This is a genomic window from Martelella sp. K41-7 (assembly GCF_055808365.1).
Window position 1 is genome coordinate 514,535 of record NZ_CM147867.1, and the last position, 19,754, is coordinate 534,288.

Annotated in this window: 13 protein-coding genes; 10 read left to right on the top strand and 3 right to left on the bottom strand. The window is 54.3% G+C overall.

What is annotated here, in order from left to right:
• Positions 1 to 925: 925 nt before the first annotated feature.
• From AC0L7L_RS02455 to AC0L7L_RS02475, 5 genes are all read left to right on the top strand, one after another.
• Positions 926 to 2,413, top strand: coding sequence for an MATE family efflux transporter (locus AC0L7L_RS02455; RefSeq protein ID WP_473511706.1), 1,488 nt, complete (start codon positions 926 to 928; stop codon positions 2,411 to 2,413).
• A complete protein-coding gene (locus AC0L7L_RS02460; protein WP_473511708.1) occupies positions 2,410 to 3,501 on the top strand; it encodes an NAD-dependent epimerase/dehydratase family protein in 1,092 nt (363 codons plus the stop codon). The genes AC0L7L_RS02455 and AC0L7L_RS02460 overlap by 4 nt, the downstream gene beginning before the upstream one ends.
• A complete protein-coding gene (locus AC0L7L_RS02465) occupies positions 3,498 to 5,231 on the top strand; it encodes a thiamine pyrophosphate-binding protein (protein WP_272210095.1) in 1,734 nt (577 codons plus the stop codon). Before AC0L7L_RS02460 ends, AC0L7L_RS02465 begins: the two co-directional genes overlap by 4 nt.
• Positions 5,232 to 5,343: 112 nt before the next feature.
• Positions 5,344 to 6,312, top strand: coding sequence for a glycosyltransferase family 2 protein (locus tag AC0L7L_RS02470; protein ID WP_473511711.1), 969 nt, complete (start codon positions 5,344 to 5,346; stop codon positions 6,310 to 6,312).
• Between the two features lie 67 nt (positions 6,313 to 6,379).
• Positions 6,380 to 7,546 carry a polysaccharide pyruvyl transferase family protein gene (locus AC0L7L_RS02475; RefSeq protein WP_473511713.1) on the top strand — a complete coding sequence of 389 codons (1,167 nt, stop codon included), beginning with the start codon at positions 6,380 to 6,382 and terminating at the stop codon, positions 7,544 to 7,546.
• A 429-nt stretch (positions 7,547 to 7,975) separates the two neighbouring features.
• Here the strand turns inward: AC0L7L_RS02475 and AC0L7L_RS02480 are convergent, their stop codons facing one another.
• Positions 7,976 to 9,049 (bottom strand): glycosyltransferase, encoded by a 1,074-nt coding sequence (locus AC0L7L_RS02480; RefSeq protein ID WP_473511715.1) that lies wholly within the window; start codon positions 9,047 to 9,049, stop codon positions 7,976 to 7,978.
• An 814-nt stretch (positions 9,050 to 9,863) separates the two neighbouring features.
• Between AC0L7L_RS02480 and AC0L7L_RS02485 the strand changes: the two genes are divergently transcribed.
• Complete coding sequence (locus tag AC0L7L_RS02485) at positions 9,864 to 11,030, top strand: nucleotide sugar dehydrogenase (protein WP_272210098.1); 1,167 nt, start codon at positions 9,864 to 9,866, stop codon at positions 11,028 to 11,030.
• Between the two features lie 51 nt (positions 11,031 to 11,081).
• Here AC0L7L_RS02485 and AC0L7L_RS02490 read toward each other — a convergent pair whose 3' ends face one another.
• Complete coding sequence (locus tag AC0L7L_RS02490) at positions 11,082 to 11,918, bottom strand: IS5 family transposase (RefSeq protein ID WP_272210312.1); 837 nt, start codon at positions 11,916 to 11,918, stop codon at positions 11,082 to 11,084.
• Between the two features lie 626 nt (positions 11,919 to 12,544).
• On the opposite strand from AC0L7L_RS02490, the gene AC0L7L_RS02495 reads away from it, so the two are divergent.
• Together AC0L7L_RS02495 and AC0L7L_RS02500 are read left to right on the top strand one after the other, a co-directional pair.
• On the top strand, positions 12,545 to 14,683 hold the full coding sequence (locus AC0L7L_RS02495) for a GumC family protein (RefSeq protein WP_473511718.1): 2,139 nt from the start codon (positions 12,545 to 12,547) through the stop codon (positions 14,681 to 14,683).
• A 177-nt stretch (positions 14,684 to 14,860) separates the two neighbouring features.
• Positions 14,861 to 15,796 carry a glycosyltransferase family protein gene (locus tag AC0L7L_RS02500; RefSeq protein WP_272210101.1) on the top strand — a complete coding sequence of 312 codons (936 nt, stop codon included), beginning with the start codon at positions 14,861 to 14,863 and terminating at the stop codon, positions 15,794 to 15,796.
• A gap of 108 nt (positions 15,797 to 15,904) precedes the next feature.
• Here AC0L7L_RS02500 and AC0L7L_RS02505 read toward each other — a convergent pair whose 3' ends face one another.
• Positions 15,905 to 16,978, bottom strand: a complete 1,074-nt coding sequence (locus tag AC0L7L_RS02505; protein ID WP_473511721.1) for a hypothetical protein — start codon at positions 16,976 to 16,978, stop codon at positions 15,905 to 15,907.
• 813 nt (positions 16,979 to 17,791) lie between these two features.
• On the opposite strand from AC0L7L_RS02505, the gene AC0L7L_RS02510 reads away from it, so the two are divergent.
• Both AC0L7L_RS02510 and AC0L7L_RS02515 read left to right on the top strand, forming a co-directional pair.
• Entirely contained in the window at positions 17,792 to 18,628 is an 837-nt protein-coding gene (locus tag AC0L7L_RS02510) for an IS5 family transposase (protein ID WP_272210103.1), read from the top strand.
• Between the two features lie 30 nt (positions 18,629 to 18,658).
• A protein-coding gene (locus AC0L7L_RS02515) for an IS3 family transposase (protein WP_272209663.1) occupies positions 18,659 to 19,745 on the top strand; the annotation gives its coding sequence in 2 pieces (ribosomal slippage) (positions 18,659 to 18,915 and positions 18,914 to 19,745; 1,089 coding nt in all).
• Positions 19,746 to 19,754: the final 9 nt, after the last annotated feature.

The following is a 19,754-nucleotide window of genomic DNA, read 5'->3' on the forward strand; positions in this document are numbered from 1 at the left end:
ATGACCGCCCAAATTTCTATGCTTGCGGACAGCACCAGCTTAAATTAGCCAGTCCGATCCCGCTCAGCAGACGGCTTACTCAAATGTGAAGTCGCATGCGGTAAATGCATCCGGATGCTTTTTATTCGTCCTGTGCCGAATTCTCTAAGGTGCCTGTTTAAAATTTCTCTAGTGATAATAAAGGTTTGTGATCCAATGCTTCTGTCTGGTAGGTGGACGAAAGCACGTTTTGTGATGATATCACAGACCATCATCATAACCGGGATCGTCTGCGTTATCCAACTGATTTGACGGGCCGAAAATGAGCTTTGAGTTCCTGGCTCGCCAATGGATCTAGGCAGCACTCTCGGCTGGTTCGGAAGACGATTTTCTTTTGGGCCCGGGTGGCTCTTGATCTGCCCACCGTCTAAAGTGAAGCGCCCGCCAAAAACAGGCCGGTCATCAGGGGACCTGGCTGCATCCCAATAATCTGCGTCCCGGTAAAAAGGATCTCCCGCATAAATCTGCTCCATATGATCGAGAAATCTCTGCGTTGAAATGCGGCATTGCGCGGGGTGCATGTCAGGAAGGCGGTATTATGCCTTGCGGAAGTCTGCGAAAAGACGGAGAATACAAGCCGATATTACAAAATGAATCGTTTTCACTCGTCTAATAGTTATAAAGAATTAATTGCCATGTATATTTCAGGTTGCGAAGCAAACCCGTTGTCGTGACCAGAATCAGAACAATCCAATATCCGTTGGTCCGGGATTAGGGCTGAAAGCAACGTGTTCGCGGTTCGCGGAAGACATTATCGGCTTCAGGCGGAAACGGCAGCCGGACGCGGTTCAGTTCATTTTTCAGGGGCGATTTTCTTTTAGGGGATTTAGTCATTAACGGCCGAATTGCGAAAAATACCGCAGCAATGTTTGCGCGTCAGATTTTTATGGCCCTGATAAGTCTTTTCACGATCAGGGTTCTGATCTCCGAGCTTGGTATCACTGATTTTGCACTGCTGAATGTTACTTTGAGTGTCGTTTCGCTCAGTATGTTCATCATCGGATCGCTCGAAATGATCACTCAGCGTTATATTGCCTATGCCATCGGCAAGGGGGATGCTTTTGATCTGAAGCGATATCACGATGCCCTGCTGGTGCTTCACTTTTCCTGTGTGGTTATCACTGTCCTTGCTCTTGAAACGCTGGGGGCCTGGTTCGTCTCGAACGAACTCGTGGTCGCTCCGGATCGGATCGGGGCGGTGCAGGTGCTCTATCAGTTTCTCATTTTTTCCTTCGTGGTGAAGATTATAGTCGGATTTCATTCCTGGGTGATCATAGCCCACGAGGACATGCACGTCTTTGCCATGTTTTCGATCCTGGATGCCGTACTCCGCCTCGCGGCCGCGCTTCTGATCGGGGTGCTCGGTACCGACGGGCTCATTACATATGGACCGGCTCTCGTCGCTGGAAATGTGCTGGTCCTGGCTGGACAATGGATCTACTGCGCTACACGGTATGAAGAATGTCGCATCGGCCGGATCCACTTCGACTTCAAGACATTGCGAGGGATGTTTGACTTCGTCGGATGGACTTTCTTCGGGCAATTCACAACCGTTTGCCGGACTTACGCCATTACGATTCTGATCAATCAGGCCTTCAGCCCTGCGACCGTCGCCGCGCGGGCACTGTCTTTCACAATCTATAACCAGACACTTGTTTTTGCCCGCAACTTCACGTCAGCACTCGGTCCGCCGATCATCAAGTCCTATGCGGGAGGCGACAAGGAGCAGACCTTCTCCTTGATCTTTTTTGGGTCGAAGCTTGCCTTTTTTCTGACTTGGGCGGTCACGCTGCCGCTGATGGCGCTTGCCCCGATCGTGTTGACGGTCTGGCTTGGCGAGTATCCCGAGGAAACCGTGTTGTTCATGCGACTTGCCTTGATTGATGCGACGATCATCACCGTCAGCTATCCGATCATGACAGCCGTGCGGGCTGTTGGCCAGGTGCGGACTTACGAGATTCTGCTTGGCAGTTTGCAACTGGGCGTGCTGTTCCTGTCATGGCTCGTGGTGCGCGCAGGGTTTCCGGCCTATTTTATATATCTTGTCGCGGCTACCGTCAGCGCGATCATGTTCTTTGTGCGCCTGTGGCTGACGGCCCGCCTGACCGGCATGCCCATCATACGGTTTTTCCGGTTGGTTTTCGTGCCGGTGTCGATGGTGGCGGTAGCTTCGACCGGAGCGATTCTGGTCGTGATGCAGTTCTTCCCGACCTCTATGGAGGCCGGGTTTCAATCGACAATGCTTGTAACGATCGGCGCAGCCCTGCTGCTGCCCTTGATCTGCGCCGGCGTGCTGGGACTTTCCAGGGAAGAGAGGTCATCCGCGCGGCGCCTCGTCCTGCAACGGTTTGGAAGGAACAAGGCTAAATCATGAAGATACTTGCTTTAGGCGCGACCGGTGCGATCGGCGGGCAGCTCGTCGATGTGCTGCTTAAAAGCGGCCACGAGGTCTCTGTTACCAGCCGCCGGGGGCGCACCTCTGCTGGTGGCCTTGTCTTCATTCAGGGCAATGCGCGGGACGATGCTTTTCTGGACGAAGTGTTGTCCCTTGAACGCTGGGACGCGATCGTGGATTTCATGGTCTACGACACCGCAGCCTTCGCTCAGCGGTTCGAACGCCTTCTGGGCGCAACCGATCAATACGTGCTCATCAGCACGGCGCGCGTGTTCGCTGACAGTGCCGCCCCTCTGACCGAGCGGTCGCCGCGGCTGCTCGATGTCAGCACGGATACGGACTATCTCGCCACCGACGAATACGCTTTGACCAAGGCGCGGCAGGAAAACCTCCTGCGCAATTCCGGCCAGAAAAACTGGACGATCATCCGCCCCTACATCACCTTCGGTGAAGGCCGTCTCCAACTTGGACCGCTGGAAAAGGAAGGCTGGCTTTATCGTGCCCTTAAAGGCCGGAACATTGTTTTCTGTGATGCCCTGATGGACAAGGTCACGACCCTGACCGATGGGGGGGATGTCGCCCGCATGATGGCGGGGGTGATTGGCAACGCCGAGGCTCTGGGCGAAGACTACAATCTCACTGGCGGCCATGCGGTGACCTGGCGGGAGGTGTTGTCGCTCTATCTGGACGAGACCGAAGCCGTCCGGGGAAGGCGGCCCGAGATCTCCCTGCTATCGCTGGAAGCGTTCTGCAAAACGTGCAAAAATGTACCCCAGGTGATCTATGACCGCGTCTATAACCGCCGTTTCGATCCCCGGAAGATCGCCGCGAATTTCGACATGTCGACGCTGCAGGACCCGCTTCCAGCCTTGGCCGGTCGGTTGCGGTCGCAACTTGATCCGGACGCCCGTTTCGGTACAGTGGAGTGGCGCGGAGAAGCACTGCGGGACAGGGCCACTGGAGCGCATGCCCGTCTCGGTGAAATACATGGGCTGAAAACCAAACTCTATTATCTCGGCTATCGCCACATATCGCCTGGCGCGATTAAGAGAATGAGGCAACTATGACATATTACACCGATGAAAAGCAGGCCCAGATCGTAATCCAGCTTTTGAAGGCGCATGGCATCCGGCATGTCATTGCCTCACCAGGCGCGACGAATATCTGTTTCGTCGGCAGCGTGCAAACCGATCCGTTCTTTACTGTCTATTCTGCCGTCGATGAAAGATCGGCCGCTTATATGGCTTGCGGCCTGGCGGCACAGTTGGGTGAGCCTGTCGTCATCAGCTGCACTGGTGCGACTGCATCCCGAAACTACCTGCCGGGGCTGACCGAGGCGTTTTACCGGAAGCTGCCGGTGCTGGCCCTGACCTCGACCCAGATACAGGCGCGGATCGGGCATCTTGTCGCGCAGGTGATCGACCGCAGCGAGATGCCAAACGATGTGGTCAAGCTCAGCGTCGATCTGCCTGTCGTCAAGGATGCAGACGATGTTTGGGAGGCCGAGATCAAGGTCAACAAGGCCATTCTCGAGTTGAAACGCCGCGGTGGCGGGCCGGTCCATATTAACTTGCCGACAGTCTATAGTGAGAATTTTCGACTGACCAAGCTCCCGGAGTACCGTGTCATCGATCGCTGGACCGAAAGCGACGCCCTGCCGCCGCTGAAGGGCCGTGTGGGCATTTTCGTCGGCTCTCACAAGACCTGGACGGCCGAGGAAACGGCTGCCGTGGAGCGTTTCTGCGAGACCAACAATGCTGTCGTGTTCTGCGACCATACCAGCGGCTATCACGGGAAATATCGCGTCATGGCCGCGTTGTTGGGTGGGCAGGAAGGCAAGGAGAAAGAGCCCTTGCGGCCTGACATCCACATTCATCTCGGCGAAGTGTCCGGCGATTACTTCACCCATGCGATCAGCGGCAAGGAGGTTTGGCGCGTCAGCCCGGATGGCGAAATACGCGACACCTTCCAAAAGCTGCGCCATGTCTTCGAGATGACTGAGGAGCGGTTCTTTCAAGCCTATTCCGATAAAGATATCAAGGCGACTACCTATTACGACAGCTGCAGAACCGAGATTGACGCGATCCGGGCCAAGCTGCCCGATTTGCCGCTTTCCAACATCTGGCTGGCCTCGCAGTTCTCGCAACAGGTCCCGGCCGGGTCAGTGGTTCATTTCGCGATCCTCAACTCGCTTCGCGCATGGAATTTCTTCAATCTGCCCCCTTCCGTCTCCTCCGCATCGAATGTTGGCGGGTTCGGTATCGACGGCTGTATGTCGTCGCTTGTCGGCGCATCGCTTGCAAATCCGGATCAGCTGTTCTTCCTGGTGACCGGCGATCTCGCTTTCTTCTATGACATGAATGCGCTCGGCAGCCGCCATCTGGGGCCGAATGTCCGTATCCTACTGGTCAACAATGGTAAGGGCATCGAATTTGCGCAGCACGGGCACCGCGGTGCGCGTTATGCGCATGGTCGGGATGAATTCATCGCTGCCGACCGGCATTTCGGCAGGAAGTCGCCCAAGCTCGTGAAGGGCTACGCTGAGGCACTCGGGCTGGACTATTTCGCGGCCTCCACCAAAGACGAAAGCGTGCAGGCCATGGCTGGTCTGCTGAACCCCGAGAAGCGGGAGCGTCCAATGCTTGTCGAGGTGTTCGTTGATGCCGATGACGAGAGCAAGGCGCTCCAGATCATCCGGAATATCGAGCTTGACGCGAGCGTGCGCCGGAAGCGCGTCGTCAAGGACATGATCGGGGCGGAGAACATCAAGCTCGCGAAACGCCTGCTTGTGCGCTGAAACACGTCAGAACGATCGGGTCCGGAGGCCTCTTCCGGATCTGGATTCTCACGCGCCAGACCGACATGATTGAAGGATTTAATCGGGGCGATCCGTCCTGAAGAGAATTCCGGTGGAGCAAGCCATCCAAGGACGAGACCCGATGCCGCAAAATGTTCTTCCCACTGTCTCCGCCGTTATCCCACTTTATAACAAGAAAAAGACGATTCGGCGGGCCGTAGAGTCCGTGCTTGCCCAGACCTTCACCGATCTGGAATTGATTGTGATCGATGATGGCAGCTCGGATGGATCGGACGAGGTAATGCGAAGCATTTGCGACCCCCGGATCGAACTGGTGCCGCAGAAAAATGCAGGCCCGGGACGGGCGCGCAACGCGGGCGTCGAACGCGCCCGGGGGCAGATCATCGCCTTTCTCGATGCTGACGACGCATGGAAACCCGATTATCTCGAGACCGGCGTGAAGGCATTGATTGCTCACGAAAATTCCATTGCTTACGTCACTGGATATGACAGTGGTGCTTATTCTGCGGATCGCCCCAACAGGGTCTTGATGCGCACTCAGGTTGCCCAAGAGCTCCCGCCTCCCGAAATACGCAACACAGAGGCTCAGTTGCGCAGCCATCTCAACGCGCTGCATTCAAGCTCTGTGTTGGTCCGAAAGGAGATTTTCGAACAGTATGGAGGGTTCTACGAAGAGAACCGCTGCCTTTGGGGGGAGGACAGCTATTTGTGGGCGCAAATTCTGTTTGCGGGACCGATCTTTTGGGATCCGCAAGCTCGAACAGATTATTATGTCGAAGACTCCGATCTGGGGTTTGCGGTCAAAAACCGATCGACGGCGCGACCCCTTACTTATCATGCGTCCGAACTCGTCAAACGTGTTCCAGCGGAGAACGCTGCGGCTTTCTGCAAGCTGGCGAAATCCATTGCCGCTCAGGATGCCTCAAGGCTTGTTAAATCGGGCTACCTGCACGACGCGAAGACCATTCGGAGCGCCCACAATATTTCGCCGATCGGCGCATGGGTCGGGGATAGTCTGCGTCTTGCAAAAAAGAAATTCATTGAAATGCGGCCGCGTTAATACGGTCGGAAAACAGTTTTGCAGTTCAAGTTGTATTAAGCACTCATACGAAAGCGCAGGTGGCGTTATGAAAAAACAAATTGGACTTCTCACTCTGCCCTTGCATTCGAATTACGGCGGGATTTTGCAAATTGCGGCCCTTCGCCAGTATCTTGAAGATGCAGGGCACACGACGGTTCTTATGGAGCGGGATTACAAGGGGCCGCTTAAAAACCAGATTGTGATGTGGGCTGCCGAAATTATCCCGCCAGCATTTTTGAAGGGCACAAATCCGGCGAAGGTGAAGGGCGAAAATGGCGGTGTCCGGGGAAAAATTGAACGCTTCATGGCGCGGATCAAACAGCGCCAGCTTCGTGGCACGCATGCCGCCTTTATCGAGCAATGCTTCAAAATGCGCACTGGCGTCATCTACAGCAGCGATGGCATGCGCCAGGCGGTAGCTGATTTTAACCTGGACGCCGTCATTGTCGGCAGTGATCAGGTTTGGCGTCTGAGATATCTCCCCGACGACGGAGTTGCTGATTACTTTCTTGGTTTCGCAGATCGGCCGGATATGCGCCGGATTTCGTATGCTGCCTCTTTCGGGAACAGCGAGTGGATCTATCATGACGAAACCGAAATGGTTTCCAAGCTCTTGGCAGATTTTTCCGCCGTCTCCGTGCGTGAAAAAACGGGGGTGGAGATTTGCCGGGATGATCTCGGCCGGGACGACGCAGAGCTTGTGCTGGATCCTACGATGCTCGTGGACGAAGCATTTTATGACACCGTCATGTCTCCTTCGCCAACCGGGCGCCCCCAAGGTGGATTGTTGACATATGTTCTGGATTTTGACAGCGACCACCCGGACCTGGCCGCTTCGGTGGCGCGGCGCCTTGGACCGGACTGCGCAGTTCATTCACTTGCTCTCGAAGGCAGGCAGAAGCTGGTGGGTGTTCCCGAATGGCTACGCGCCTTCAAGGATGCCCGTTGGGTTTTGACGGATTCCTTCCATGGCACGGTCTTTTCCATTCTGTTCAGAAAGGACTTCATTGCTATCGTGAACAAAAAACGCGGGTCTGACCGCTTTGTTTCACTCTTGTCCCAACTGGGCTTGCAGGATCGACTCGTGGATAGCGACGGCATTGAGGCCATTGCCGAGAAAATGGCGCAACCCGTTGACTATGCTGCTGTTGACGAGAAGCTGAGTGCGTTGCGAGACCATTCTATGCAATTTCTCAAGAAAGCCCTGGATTGAAATCGGTACTGCACACTCGACTATGATCGAACGCCCGTGAAACAAGGGATTTTTAGCAAAACTGCCCTCATCTGGGCGTCTCGATTTGCACTGTTTGCTGCAGAACTTAAGAGCAATGGGGTGATCGCCCGGTCATCTCGGTGTGTGCGTGTTCGATGTTTCTGCCACTTGTATCCTCAGCTTTGCCTTGTTGATGCCGATGGTTCTGTTGAAGCGCTTCATTTTGTCCTGCCGTCCCGCGCGCGTCGCGATCCTTCTGCAATAGCTTTGCCGGCTTGTCTTTCCCGCGCTTGATTGCGCCCTTTTTCTCCTGAGCCCGGAGTATCGACCGATCAGTCAACATCGGCTGATGTTCCGGAGCCCTTGCCCTGGCGCGTCGAGTTCACGGAAAACGGATTTCACTTCTCCGCCAGACGCTCCAGGCTGGGTCTATTTTGCGCCTTGGTTCGATGCTGTTATGTCGTGATAAGCTGCATCGAGCGCGTCAAACATTGTCTGCGCCTGAAATAGAGTCTCGAAGCGCTGGCGCGCGCTAATACCCATTTCCCGAGGATTGCCATTGGCAATCCGACGTATGGCTTCTTCCAGAGCCGCGGGCGATTCCGGCTTGCAGATGGCGCCCGTCTTGCCGTCAGCGATCGCTTCGTGCAGGCTGCTCACCGCGGTTGCAGCAATGGGCCTTCCGGCGCGCATCGCCTCAAGTGCAACGATGCTGAACCCCTCCCATCTCGAAGGCATTACGACAATGTCGCATGCTGCCATGGCCGCGCTCACAGCTTCCGCGCTTTGCCAGCCATGATTGGTGACGTAGCTGGGAAATACAAATTCCTCTGTCCTGCCGACAACCGAGCCACCGATAACATCGAGGCTGAAACCGTCGTGCGATAATCCCGTCATTGCCTTCAATAAGGTGTCGATGCCTTTCTGACGGTCGAAGCGGCCGACGAACAAAAGTTTCCTGTAATTTTCCTTTTCCGGAACGGGACTCCAGGGCATGTCAGCGATGCCGTTGTAAATCAGTCTGCATTTATCTTCCGGGATCCATGCCTGCCTGGCTAGCGCGGCCTCGCTCTTTGAGATGTTGATGATGAGGTCCGTATTCATGGCCAAATAGCGTTCGGTAACCTGATAGACGGACTTCTTGAGTGTTGAGGCCGTCATCGCATGCGCCCATCCATGCGGGCAGTAAACAATCTTGGCCGAACCGCTGCGCATGATCCTGCCGACCAAACCGGCAAAAGAGCTGTGCAGATGAATGATGTCGTAATGGTCACGCGCGGTGATGCGTCGCCAATGCCGGAAGAGCGTCAAGAGGCCGGCGGCGCCGCGCTGATAGTGATCAAATGTGATGATATTGACCTTTTCATCCTTGATCAGATGCGCCTGATCTGCAGGACAAAACACGGTGACATCGTCATATTTTTTCGTCTGGAGGGGGATGACGACATTAAGATAGCTCGCCAACCCACCATACAAAGTTTCGGCGAAATGAAGAATTCTCAATTTGTAATTCCTTGGGCAATTTTGATTAAAAAAAAGAACTGAATTAATCTTGTTTAAAAAATAATAGCAGTTATGCACTCATGAGATCGGGATACCACGTCGTTCGCCCGAATGCTTGATTTCGGTCTTCAAATCTTAGTCTCATTTGCACTCTCGGACCAGGCGTTCGATCCCGGCAATTGGCAGCCTGAGCTTAATCTGAATTCTTCTCGATCCTTTGTCCAGACGCTGCATATGTATTCATCGGGCATCAAGCCTATCCCGGCTTTGGCCGTCGCGTGAAAATTCCTGCCGTGACAAGGTCGGCGATATATCTTCGCATCTGAACGTGGCTGTCATCATGAAACCCGCCTGATTGTTGCCTCCTTGATCGCGTGTTTCATTGGTTCGGATGTCCAGTTGTCCAAGGAGGGCTGGGGCTGGAAATCTGACGCCCGAGCCTGTTCAGCAGACTGGTTTCGGCGCGATACACGTTTGACGGGCATGTAACTTAATAGTCTACTTTGATACTTTTTTGAGAACAGCCGACCAGAAATCGCGAGCAAGCTGATTCTCAGCGTCATCGGCCAGTCTTTCGGCGCAGATCTACCTTGATCTTGCCTACCAAGATCGCTTAGCGTATCGCCAAGCATATTCCACAACACTGTCGAAGGCGTGTTATGCCTTACCGAAGAAAATTTTTGTAAAAAAAATCAGATAGCAACGCGGAAACTGCGGCCAATTTGGGCCAGGCGAGGAGCCATCAGGAAGAAAGTCTGACATTTCCGATCGGCAATCCGTCTCGATATGAACCTATTTATTTTGAGAGAAAATCATGAAAATCGCTGTCGCCGGCCTCGGCTATGTCGGGCTATCCAATGCCGTTCTGCTTTCTCAGAACCATGATGTCACCGCTGTTGACCTGAACGAGCAACGGGTCCTTCAGGTCAACGCGAAAAAGAGTCCGATTATGGACGCCGAGATCGAGGATTTCCTGAGCAATCGGCCGCTCAGGCTGACCGCGACGACGGATGCCGCGTCGGCCTTCAAGCATGCGGACTTCGTGATCATCGCCACGCCGACCAATTACAACACGGAGACGAACTACTTCGACACATCTTCGGTCGAGTCGGTCGTCAGCACCGTCAAGGCGCTCAACCCGAAGGCGACGATCGTTGTCAAATCGACAATCCCGGTCGGCTTTGTCGAACGTATCCGGCGCGAACTCGAAACGGATCAGGTCATCTTCTCGCCCGAGTTCCTGCGCGAAGGGCGCGCGCTTTACGACAATCTTCATCCTTCGCGCATCATCGTCGGGGAGCAGTCCGATCGAGCCAAGGTGTTTGCCGACCTTCTGCTTGAAGGTGCAATCACCAAGGATGTCCCGGTGTTGTTTACCAACCCGTCCGAGGCAGAGGCAATCAAGCTTTTTGCGAATACCTATCTCGCCATGCGCGTTGCTTATTTCAATGAACTCGACAGCTACGCGATGGCGCATGGCATGGATACACGGCAGATTGTCCACGGCATCGGGCTCGATCCCAGGATCGGCAGCCACTACAACAATCCATCCTTCGGCTATGGCGGCTACTGCCTCCCGAAAGACACCAGGCAGCTTCTGGCCAATTATTCCGAGGTTCCGCAAAACCTTATCCGCGCCATTGTCGACGCCAACACCACGCGCAAGGACTTTATCGCCGAACGCATCATCGCCCGCAAGCCTGAAACCGTCGGCATCTATCGCTTGGTGATGAAGGCTGGCTCGGACAATTTCCGCGATTCCTCCGTGCAAGGCATCATGAAACGCATCAAGGCCAAGGGTATTCGCGTCATCGTATTTGAGCCGGTCGTGACCGAACCGGAATTCTTCCGCTCACCGGTTGTCAATGACATCGAGGATTTCAAGCAGCAGGCCGACATCATCGTCGCCAACCGCATCACCGATGAAATCCGTGATGTGGCCGACAAGATCTTCACGCGTGACCTGTTCGGCTCTGACTGATGTGCTTTGAAGCGCCGCAGTTCGGAATGTCTTAGAGCCGGATTCAAAAGTTCATGATGGGAAACAATATCGTGCGAGGCGTCTGGTCATCACCCTGATGCTGGCGATGTTGACCCATGCTGTGGCGCTTGCGATGGACTTTTCCCAATCTTTGGCCAACCGACGGCATCGTCCGAACCAGCCGAAGGTGCGCTCCACCACCCATCGGCGGGGCAGAACCTCAAAGCCTTTCGCTATGTCGGAGCGCTTGATGATTTCAAGGTTCCATTGGCCGCATCCGCGCAGCGCTTTTCGCAACTTCTGCCCGGCATAGCCGCCATCTGCGAAGACATGGCGCAACCAGGGGAAACGGTAGCGGATGGCTTTCAGGACATCGGGCGCACCGTCGCGGTCCTGGATATCGGCAGCATGGACAAGCACGAACAGCATCAGCCCGATCGTATCGGTGATGATGTGGCGCTTGCGGCCCTTGATCTTCTTGCCGGCGTCGTAGCCCGAAACCCCGCCGCTTTCGGTGGTCTTGACACTCTGGCTGTCGATGACACCGGCTGTGGGCGAGGCCTCGCGCCCCTCCAGTTCGCGCGTAGCGCAGACGAGCAGATGATTGATGGTCTGCCAAAGGCCGATGTCGCGCCAGCCATAGAAATAGCCTCGCACCGTGGAGACCGGAGGGAAGTCCTTCGGCAGAGCCCGCCATTGACTGCCGCTGCCCGCAATATAAAGGATCGCGTTCACCACTTCCCTCATATTCGTTTTCCGTGGCCGCCCGCCGGGCTTGGCCAGCGGTATCAGTGGAGCAATTACAGCCCACTCACGGTCCGTCAAATCGGTTGGATAGCGAAGGCGATCCCGGTTATGCTGCAGGCGGGTGATATCATTCCAGGGCATGCGATCCTCCACGTTCTTGGCAGAGGTGGTTGAATCACATCCTTCTGATATCACTCAACAACTTTTAAATCGGGCTCTTAGGTAGTGATCGGCACGCATCATCCTGCGTGTCCGGACGTCCAGGAGGCCATGTGGTGTGGACGGAGTTGATCAAATTTGACCTGCTCCCGTTTGCGCCCGCTGTCAGAACATGGGCGCTTACGGTTTTGGGCTCGATTAGCTTTACCAGATTGGCCGTTGACGACAGTGATGCTGAGTTTTCGAAAAAAATAGAGCGAGAAGCGGCTGCTCTTGTTCAGTTGATCGAGCCGCGTCCAGACCCTGTCGGGGATGCAGTTTCGTCCAAGAGCGGCAATCCGCTGACGCAGCTTAAATCGACTCGCTCAAAATTTGCATACCGTCAGGGTTTCCGATGCCGCTTCAAAATTTCCGCTGGAAATACCCTGGGAGATATGGCATCGACAATAAAATGCAATTTTAGAGAAAAGAGTTTGCGCGTTCTCAGGGTTGCAAGATCTGGATATGGGGTCGACTAAATTCAGACATATTTTTTTTATTAACGCCTAATTCATGTTATGTTTTCTTGTTAGCTCATTGAATTTTAAAGAAAAGGTCTTTCGAGTACGATGAATCGAAAAGAAAATACAAATAACACTCACCGGGACTCGGATAAGGATGAGGTGATCGACATCCTTTCTATCGCACTGACTGTCTGGCGGGGAAAATGGGCTATATTAATTATCACGCTAATAACGATCGCGATAGGAACTTACTACGCTTATAGAATAGCTACGCCGCTCTATAATTCTTCAGCTATTGTGATGCTGAACACACAAAAGGAACGGGTAGTAGACATTCCTAGTGTGCTTACCGAACTGTCAAGCGACAAGACAGCTATCTTTACTGAAATCGAAGTCTTGAAGTCGCGGGTTCTTATCGGCAAGGTCGTCGATGAGCTAAACCTTGTAGAAGATCCGGAGTTCAATGCAACATTGCGTCCGAAGACGCTGCCCCAAAAGATTAAGGCGACCATACGTAGCTTTCTTTCTCAGGCCGGTAGCGCTTCTGGCGACGAAACCACGGATGCAGACCGTGAAATGCTCATTTACAATGGCGTTGTCTCGTCCTTGCTGTCGAAAATCGAGGTTGCTGTCGTCGCAAACACCACGGCTTACAGCATCACCGCCGAATCCGAGAGTGGAAAGAAAGCCGCATTAATTGCCGACACGATTGCGCAGGAATATGTCCAGAACCAGATCGACGTAAAGCGCGACGCCACGGTTGAGGCCATTGCCTGGCTAACGGATCAGGTTGGCGAATTACAGGTGGCGCTCGAGCAGTCGGAAATTCGCGTGAAGGATTTCAAGGCAGCCAAACCGATGATTTCGGCCGAGCTGTTGACCGGGTTGGAACGTCAGCTCAAGGCCGTGCGGGATCGGATCGCCGAGATGACCAAGACCGCGCAAGATCTCGGTTCACTGGTCAACCTGATGGAGAATGCCAGCAGCTATGCAGAAAAGGTCGCGCTCTCCAGCGACAGCCGTTTGAGCGATCTTGCCGGGGTTGCTGCCTTGGATACCAGCAACGCAGCCGAGTTCGAAGCGCGCTTTTCGCAGCTCATCGAACAGGCGCGCACGGCCGAGACCCGCGTGAAGAACCAGCTTTCTGCCTTGCGGAATTCACAGACGGATATCGAAAAGCAGGTTGAAAGCCGGAGCCAGGAGCTGATCGAACTGCAGCAACTGACTCGGGAGGCAGAGGCAACGCGGCTGCTCTACGAGTATTTTTTGAACCGCATGAAGGAAACGTCTGCGCAGCAGGGTATCCAGCAGCCCGACAGTCGAATCCTGTCCTATGCGGTGATGCAGACGGCGCCCTACAAGCCCAACAAATCCATCATCATGGCGGCATCCGCTCTGATGGGGCTGTTTTTCAGCGGCGGCCTGATCTTCCTGCGGGAAAACCTGCGTAGTGTCTTCCGCTCGTCAGAAGAAATTGAGCAGACCACAGGCATGCCGGTCATGGGCCAGGTTCCTCTGCTTCCTGTTCGCTTCCGTCAGGACACACTCGCCTATCTGAGGGACAAGCCCACATCCGCGGCGGCCGAGGCTGTGCGCAATCTTCGCACGTCCGTACTCCTGTCGAATATCGATCAGCCGCCCAAGGTGATCATGGTCACCTCCTCCCTGCCGGGCGAGGGCAAGACGATGATCTCGACTTCGGTCGCGCTCAATTTTGCCGGTATGGGTAAGAAGGTTCTTATGATCGAGGGCGATTTGCGGCGGCGGGTCCTCGGTCAGTATTTCAACAGCGGCGACCAGAAGCGCGGCCTGTTGTCTGTTCTAACCGGGCAGGCTGAACTCGACGAGGTCGTGGTCAGAAGCGAGGAAAACGGCCTCGATGTTCTCTTCGGAGAGAAATCGAACACGAATGCTGCGGACGTTCTGTCTTCCAACCGGTTCAAAGCCTTTATCGAAGAAACACGGGCGCGCTACGACATCATCATCATCGATACGCCACCGGTTCTTATTGTCCCGGATTCGCGCATTATCGCGCAGGAATGCGACGCCACACTTTTCGTGGTGAAATGGGATTCAACGTCCAGGCATCAGGTGGAAGAGGCGATGGGCATGTTTGACAATGTCAAGAACCGCTTGAGCGGGGCGGTGCTGAACCAGATCGACCCGAAGGGCCAGAAAAGTTATGGCTATGGGTATGGGTATAGCTATGGCTATGATGTCGGAAACAAATATTACACCAACTGACCTTGTCTGATGGCCGCGGCGATTGCCGCGGACCGTCTCGCCTAAGTGATTTTTGAAAGCCGTACCGCATAATTTTTACTGAGGGGTTGCCTGGCAATGACGGTCGGCCAACTCCAGCTATTATTTTTTCAGGCGCAGCGCCACCCGCCCACAAATTGATCAAAGGTTGATTTCATCATGACGGACAAGCCCAAACTGATTTTCATTCACGGCGGCGAAGCGATGTATCCGATGAACAAGTCACTCATGGCTCGCCTTTCGGACAAGATCGACTTCTTTGACGAGACCTTCGAATCTGCAGCCAGACGGCCTGATATCGGCGAATGTATATGCTGGCATCTGATGGGGCTTTATCGGGAAAAACTGCCGTGTAAATTCACGATCCACGATTACAGATCCATGTCGATAGGAAGGTTCCGCCGGGTCAAGGATATGGCGAAGCGCTTTCTAAACGCCAGGCCGGATGCGCGCGTCAGCAAACCCGAAATCGAAAAGGTGATGAGGTTCAATGACGATGTTGAAACGATCCTCATCGATATTTCCGTCAGCGACTATGTGATCGATTTCCGCCAGCCGCCGAGCACCGCGCCAGACTATGATTATTGCTATATTGGCGTGATCAGCCGCGAGCGCGGTATTGAGCGCATCATCCGTCAGTTCATCGAGAGTGCTGGAAAAGACAAGACGCTTCTTTTGGTCGGTCGGGTTCAAGATGGCATTCAGGAAGAATTCGCAGCTGCCAAGAATGTGACTTTCACCGGTCCGGTAGAGCAGAAGGAAGTCTTCCGGCTCCTGAACCGCAGCGGTGTCGCACTCTCATATTTTCCAAACCATTTTCCGCACACCCATCAAACCCCAACGAAATTGCTGGAATATGGCGCTCTCGGCATGCGCATACTCTGCAACAATCAGCCGATGAACCGCGCGCGTGCCGAAGATTACGGCCTCGAAGCCGTCTGGCGTGACGATGATCGTCTGTTCGAGGATTTGCCCGGTCTTGCGCAATGGCCCGAAAATTACGAAAAGAACCCTGTTCCTCTGCTGTTTTCCACGCATCTTGAGAACTCCGGGCTGAAGAAACTCCTCGAACGTTTAACCGGACTTACGCTTTAGGAACTGTTGTTTATCAGATAGCAGGCATCCCGTAATCTTCGTTCTGGAAGAGAGCTTCTCGGCGGAACGCTTCCGCCGCATCGAAACAGCGATCCTGATCCAATTGAATCAAGCTCTGTCTGGCGTTTCGCGATAGCTCGGCGCCGGGCGGGAGGTAAGCTCTTTTCTCGTTCGCCGGCTCCTGACGATGAACCGCCATTTGTGGCTCGTGAAATATTCCATTAGCGGGATCGTGGCGTATGGCAATGTGCAGGAAAGATGGCGGATATAAGACCCGAGATCCGGTTCGAAAAGCGTAAGAACGAGGAGGTGGGCCATCATCAGATAGGACGCGATACGCGCCTGCTGTGAGCCGCGGCGCAACGCCCATATAATCGCGAAAAAATAGGCAATGATATTGAGTTGAAGGAACAGCTCGCGCGGTCCCGGATTGAGCAGAAAAGCCAGATTGAGCTTTATGGCCGCATAGAAATAGTTGGCGATAAAGGACCAGGTTCCTTCAATCGGCATCAGGTTTAGAAACGCGGTCCGCACACCAACGGCATTCGGATTGTTCAGCCGGGTAAGATTGACGATGTCACGCGACCCTTGAAGCTCCTGGAAGACCGAAGCCGGCGTTATCAGCAGCACCGTCGCCAATCCCAAGCATAATACGATCTTGAAGGGCAGGGGACGGCGGATGACGAGGTATATGAATATGAAAATGAAAGCGATCAGGAAGTAATAACTGCGAAACTGCATTCCATAGACAAGATAGATCATGACCACGGAGAGTATGGCAAAGCGCGGGCGCTTGAGCCGCTCGATCGAGAAGGCGGCCAAAACCACGAAGGGAACGAGAAGCAAGTCCTTCTGGAAAGTGGCGATCGTCAACATCGACGGGGCAAGGCACAGAAAGGCCACGGTGAGGGCATGAACATTTGACTGAAGGTTACGGGTGCTGAAAAGAATGAACAGAGAGCCCAGAAGATAGACAGGAAACGGGCGGAGGGCATCTGGGACGAGGGTATAGACGAGGGCCGTGATGCCATAGCTCCCTGAGCCAATGATGCCATCCTCGGCCAAGTTCGCGACAAGGTCGGCATCGCGTCCGGCCGTAGCGGAGAAAAGGCTCTGCGCGCCGCTGGCAATGACGAAATAGGCCATCAGCGCAAGAAGCCTTATCAGCGTGGTCTGTTTCAATCGCATTGCCGAACCAACTTATGTCTTTTCAGATTTTTGCCGCGTTTTCGGAAATCGTCTCAATAATTCCAATCAGAGCGAACGGAATGCCCATGAGACCCGAAAACAGGCGAAAGCCGCAATCTTTCCAGGGTGACTGCATGTCACCATTTTCCGAAAAATAAGTGATCGGATTGAATCACATTTTGCCGGAAAGCGGTAGGTCTTTGAGGTCTCTAATTCAGTTTAATTGGAAGCTCAATTTACTCCGAGTTCAGCCATCAGGATGCTTTTAGTTCTTTTCGAGTTGCGATCAAGTGAGAACGGCGGTGCGTTGGCTGGGCAAGGTTGCGGCGGAATAGTTCCGCTGCGGGCGGCGTAAAAGTCGGGCACTTGTATTCCTTTCCGAAGTCGGCGCAGGAGGGGCAGAGGATGTGCACCGTGGAACGCTACCTGACGCAGCCTCTTGCATTTCTCTAAAAGGGATGAGCCCGCGGCATGCAGCCAGACACTTCAACATATCGGCCGACAGCGTTGCCAGGATGCTGGCCTATTCGACGCCGCCCGACTATCTATCGGCGCCGTTCACCTATGGGTCGGCCAAAACTCGATTGATTTATCCCAGCCATTGATCGTTGGCTTGCTGAGGATGAGCGGATGCTGCCCAGGTAGCGGCTACGGCCACACGAGTGCTCGGGTAATCCCCCCGAAAAATAATGGGCTTCAAAAGTAGAATTTTCTCGGGTTTTATGACTGAGAGCCCGATTTAAAAGTTGTTGAGTGATATCAGAAGGATGTGATTCAACCACCTCTGCCAAGAACGTGGAGGATCGCATGCCCTGGAATGATATCACCCGCCTGCAGCATAACCGGGATCGCCTTCGCTATCCAACCGATTTGACGGACCGTGAGTGGGCTGTAATTGCTCCACTGATACCGCTGGCCAAGCCCGGTGGGCGGCCACGGAAAACGAATATGAGGGAAGTGGTGAACGCGATCCTTTATATTGCGGGCAGTGGCAGTCAATGGCGGGCACTGCCGAAGGACTTCCCTCCGGTCTCCACGGTGCGAGGCTATTTCTATGGCTGGCGCGATATCGGCTTTTGGCAGACCATCAACCATCTGCTTGTCTGTGCTACGCGCGAACTGGAGGGGCGTGAGGCCTCGCCCACGGCCGGTGTGATCGACAGCCAGAGTGTCAAGACCACCGAAAGTGGCGGGGTCTCGGGCTACGACGCCGGCAAGAAGATCAAGGGCCGCAAGCGCCACATCATCACCGATACGATCGGGCTGATGCTGTTCGTGCTTGTCCATGCTGCCGATATCCAGGACCGCGACGGTGCGCCCGATGTCCTGAAAGCCATCCGCTACCGTTTCCCCTGGTTGCGCCATGTCTTCGCAGATGGCGGCTATGCCGGGCAGAAGTTGCGAAAAGCGCTGCGCGGATGCGGCCAATGGAACCTTGAGATCATCAAGCGTTCCGACACAGCGAAAGGCTTTGAGGTTCTGCCACGCCGATGGGTGGTCGAGCGCACCTTCGGCTGGTTCGGTCGATGCCGTCGACTGGCCAAAGATTGGGAAAAGTCCATCGCAAGCGCCACAGCATGGGTCAACATCGCAAGCATCAGGGTGATGACCAGACGCCTCGCACGATATCGTTTCCCATCATGAACTTTTGAATCCGGCTCTGAGGAGATTTTGATGAAAAAGACGAGATTTAGCGAAGCACAGATTATTGGCATTCTGCGTCAGGCAGAAGGTGGCGTTCCTGTGCCTGAACTTTGCCGGGAGCACGGGATGAGTTCAGCGAGTTTTTATAAATGGCGGGCCAAATATGGCGGCATGGATGCGTCGATGATCAGCCAGATGAAAGCGCTGGAAGACGAGAACCGCCGTCTGAAAAAGATGTATGCGGAGATGAGCATGCAAACCGAACTGCTGAAAGAGGCTTTGGGAAAAAATGACGCGGCCATCTCTACGCCGGGAGGTGGCCGCGCAAGCCGTGGCGATACGTGGGGTGAGCATAGCACTTGCCTGCCGAACGTTCGGTGTCAGCGAAACTTGCTACCGATACAAAGGCAAACGCAATGATGAGAATGAACAGATCGCCGATCTTCTGACCGGCTTGACGCAGGCAAAGAAGAACTGGGGCTTTGGCCTTTGTTTTCTCTATCTGCGGAACGTACAGGGACGGCGCTGGAATCATAAGCGTGTTTATCGCATCTACCGCGCGCTTGAGCTGAACCTCAGGATCAAGCCACGCCGGCGGCTGAAACGGGAAAAACCGGATACACTCAATGTCCCGACAACGCCGAACGCGGTCTGGTCCATGGACTTTATGGCGGATCGGCTGGCCGATGGCCGGCAGTTTCGGCTTTTGAATGTTCTGGATGACTTTAACCGTGAGGGGCTTGGCATTGAGGTCGATTTCTCTCTACCTGCGGAGCGTGTCATCCGTAGCCTGAACCAGATCATTGAGTGGCGCGGCAAACCGCTGGCAATACGTGTTGACAATGGCCCGGAATATGTCAGTGGAAGGCTTATGGACTGGGCTGAAAATCAGGGCATTGCGCTGAATTACATCCAGCCTGGAAAGCCGCAGCAGAACGCTTATGTCGAACGCTACAACCGGACAGTACGACACGAATGGCTTGACCAATACATCATCGAGAGTATCGAAGAGGCGCAGGCGTTCGCCACACAATGGTTATGGAGCTATAACAACGAGCGACCCAATATGGGCATCGGCGGAATGACACCCGCACAGAAACTGAAAATGGCTGCGTGAATTCTACCA

Excerpts from the sequence above, each read along its gene's own strand:
- AC0L7L_RS02455 (WP_473511706.1), top strand. The coding sequence starts at position 926 with ATGGCCCTGATAAGTCTTTTCACGATCAGGGTTCTGATCTCCGAGCTT.
- AC0L7L_RS02460 (WP_473511708.1), top strand. The coding sequence starts at position 2,410 with ATGAAGATACTTGCTTTAGGCGCGACCGGTGCGATCGGCGGGCAGCTC.
- AC0L7L_RS02465 (WP_272210095.1), top strand. The coding sequence starts at position 3,498 with ATGACATATTACACCGATGAAAAGCAGGCCCAGATCGTAATCCAGCTT.
- AC0L7L_RS02475 (WP_473511713.1), top strand. The coding sequence starts at position 6,380 with ATGAAAAAACAAATTGGACTTCTCACTCTGCCCTTGCATTCGAATTAC.
- AC0L7L_RS02485 (WP_272210098.1), top strand. The coding sequence starts at position 9,864 with ATGAAAATCGCTGTCGCCGGCCTCGGCTATGTCGGGCTATCCAATGCC.
- AC0L7L_RS02490 (WP_272210312.1), bottom strand. The coding sequence starts at position 11,918 with ATGCCCTGGAATGATATCACCCGCCTGCAGCATAACCGGGATCGCCTT.
- AC0L7L_RS02495 (WP_473511718.1), top strand. The coding sequence starts at position 12,545 with ATGAATCGAAAAGAAAATACAAATAACACTCACCGGGACTCGGATAAG.
- AC0L7L_RS02500 (WP_272210101.1), top strand. The coding sequence starts at position 14,861 with ATGACGGACAAGCCCAAACTGATTTTCATTCACGGCGGCGAAGCGATG.
- AC0L7L_RS02510 (WP_272210103.1), top strand. The coding sequence starts at position 17,792 with ATGCCCTGGAATGATATCACCCGCCTGCAGCATAACCGGGATCGCCTT.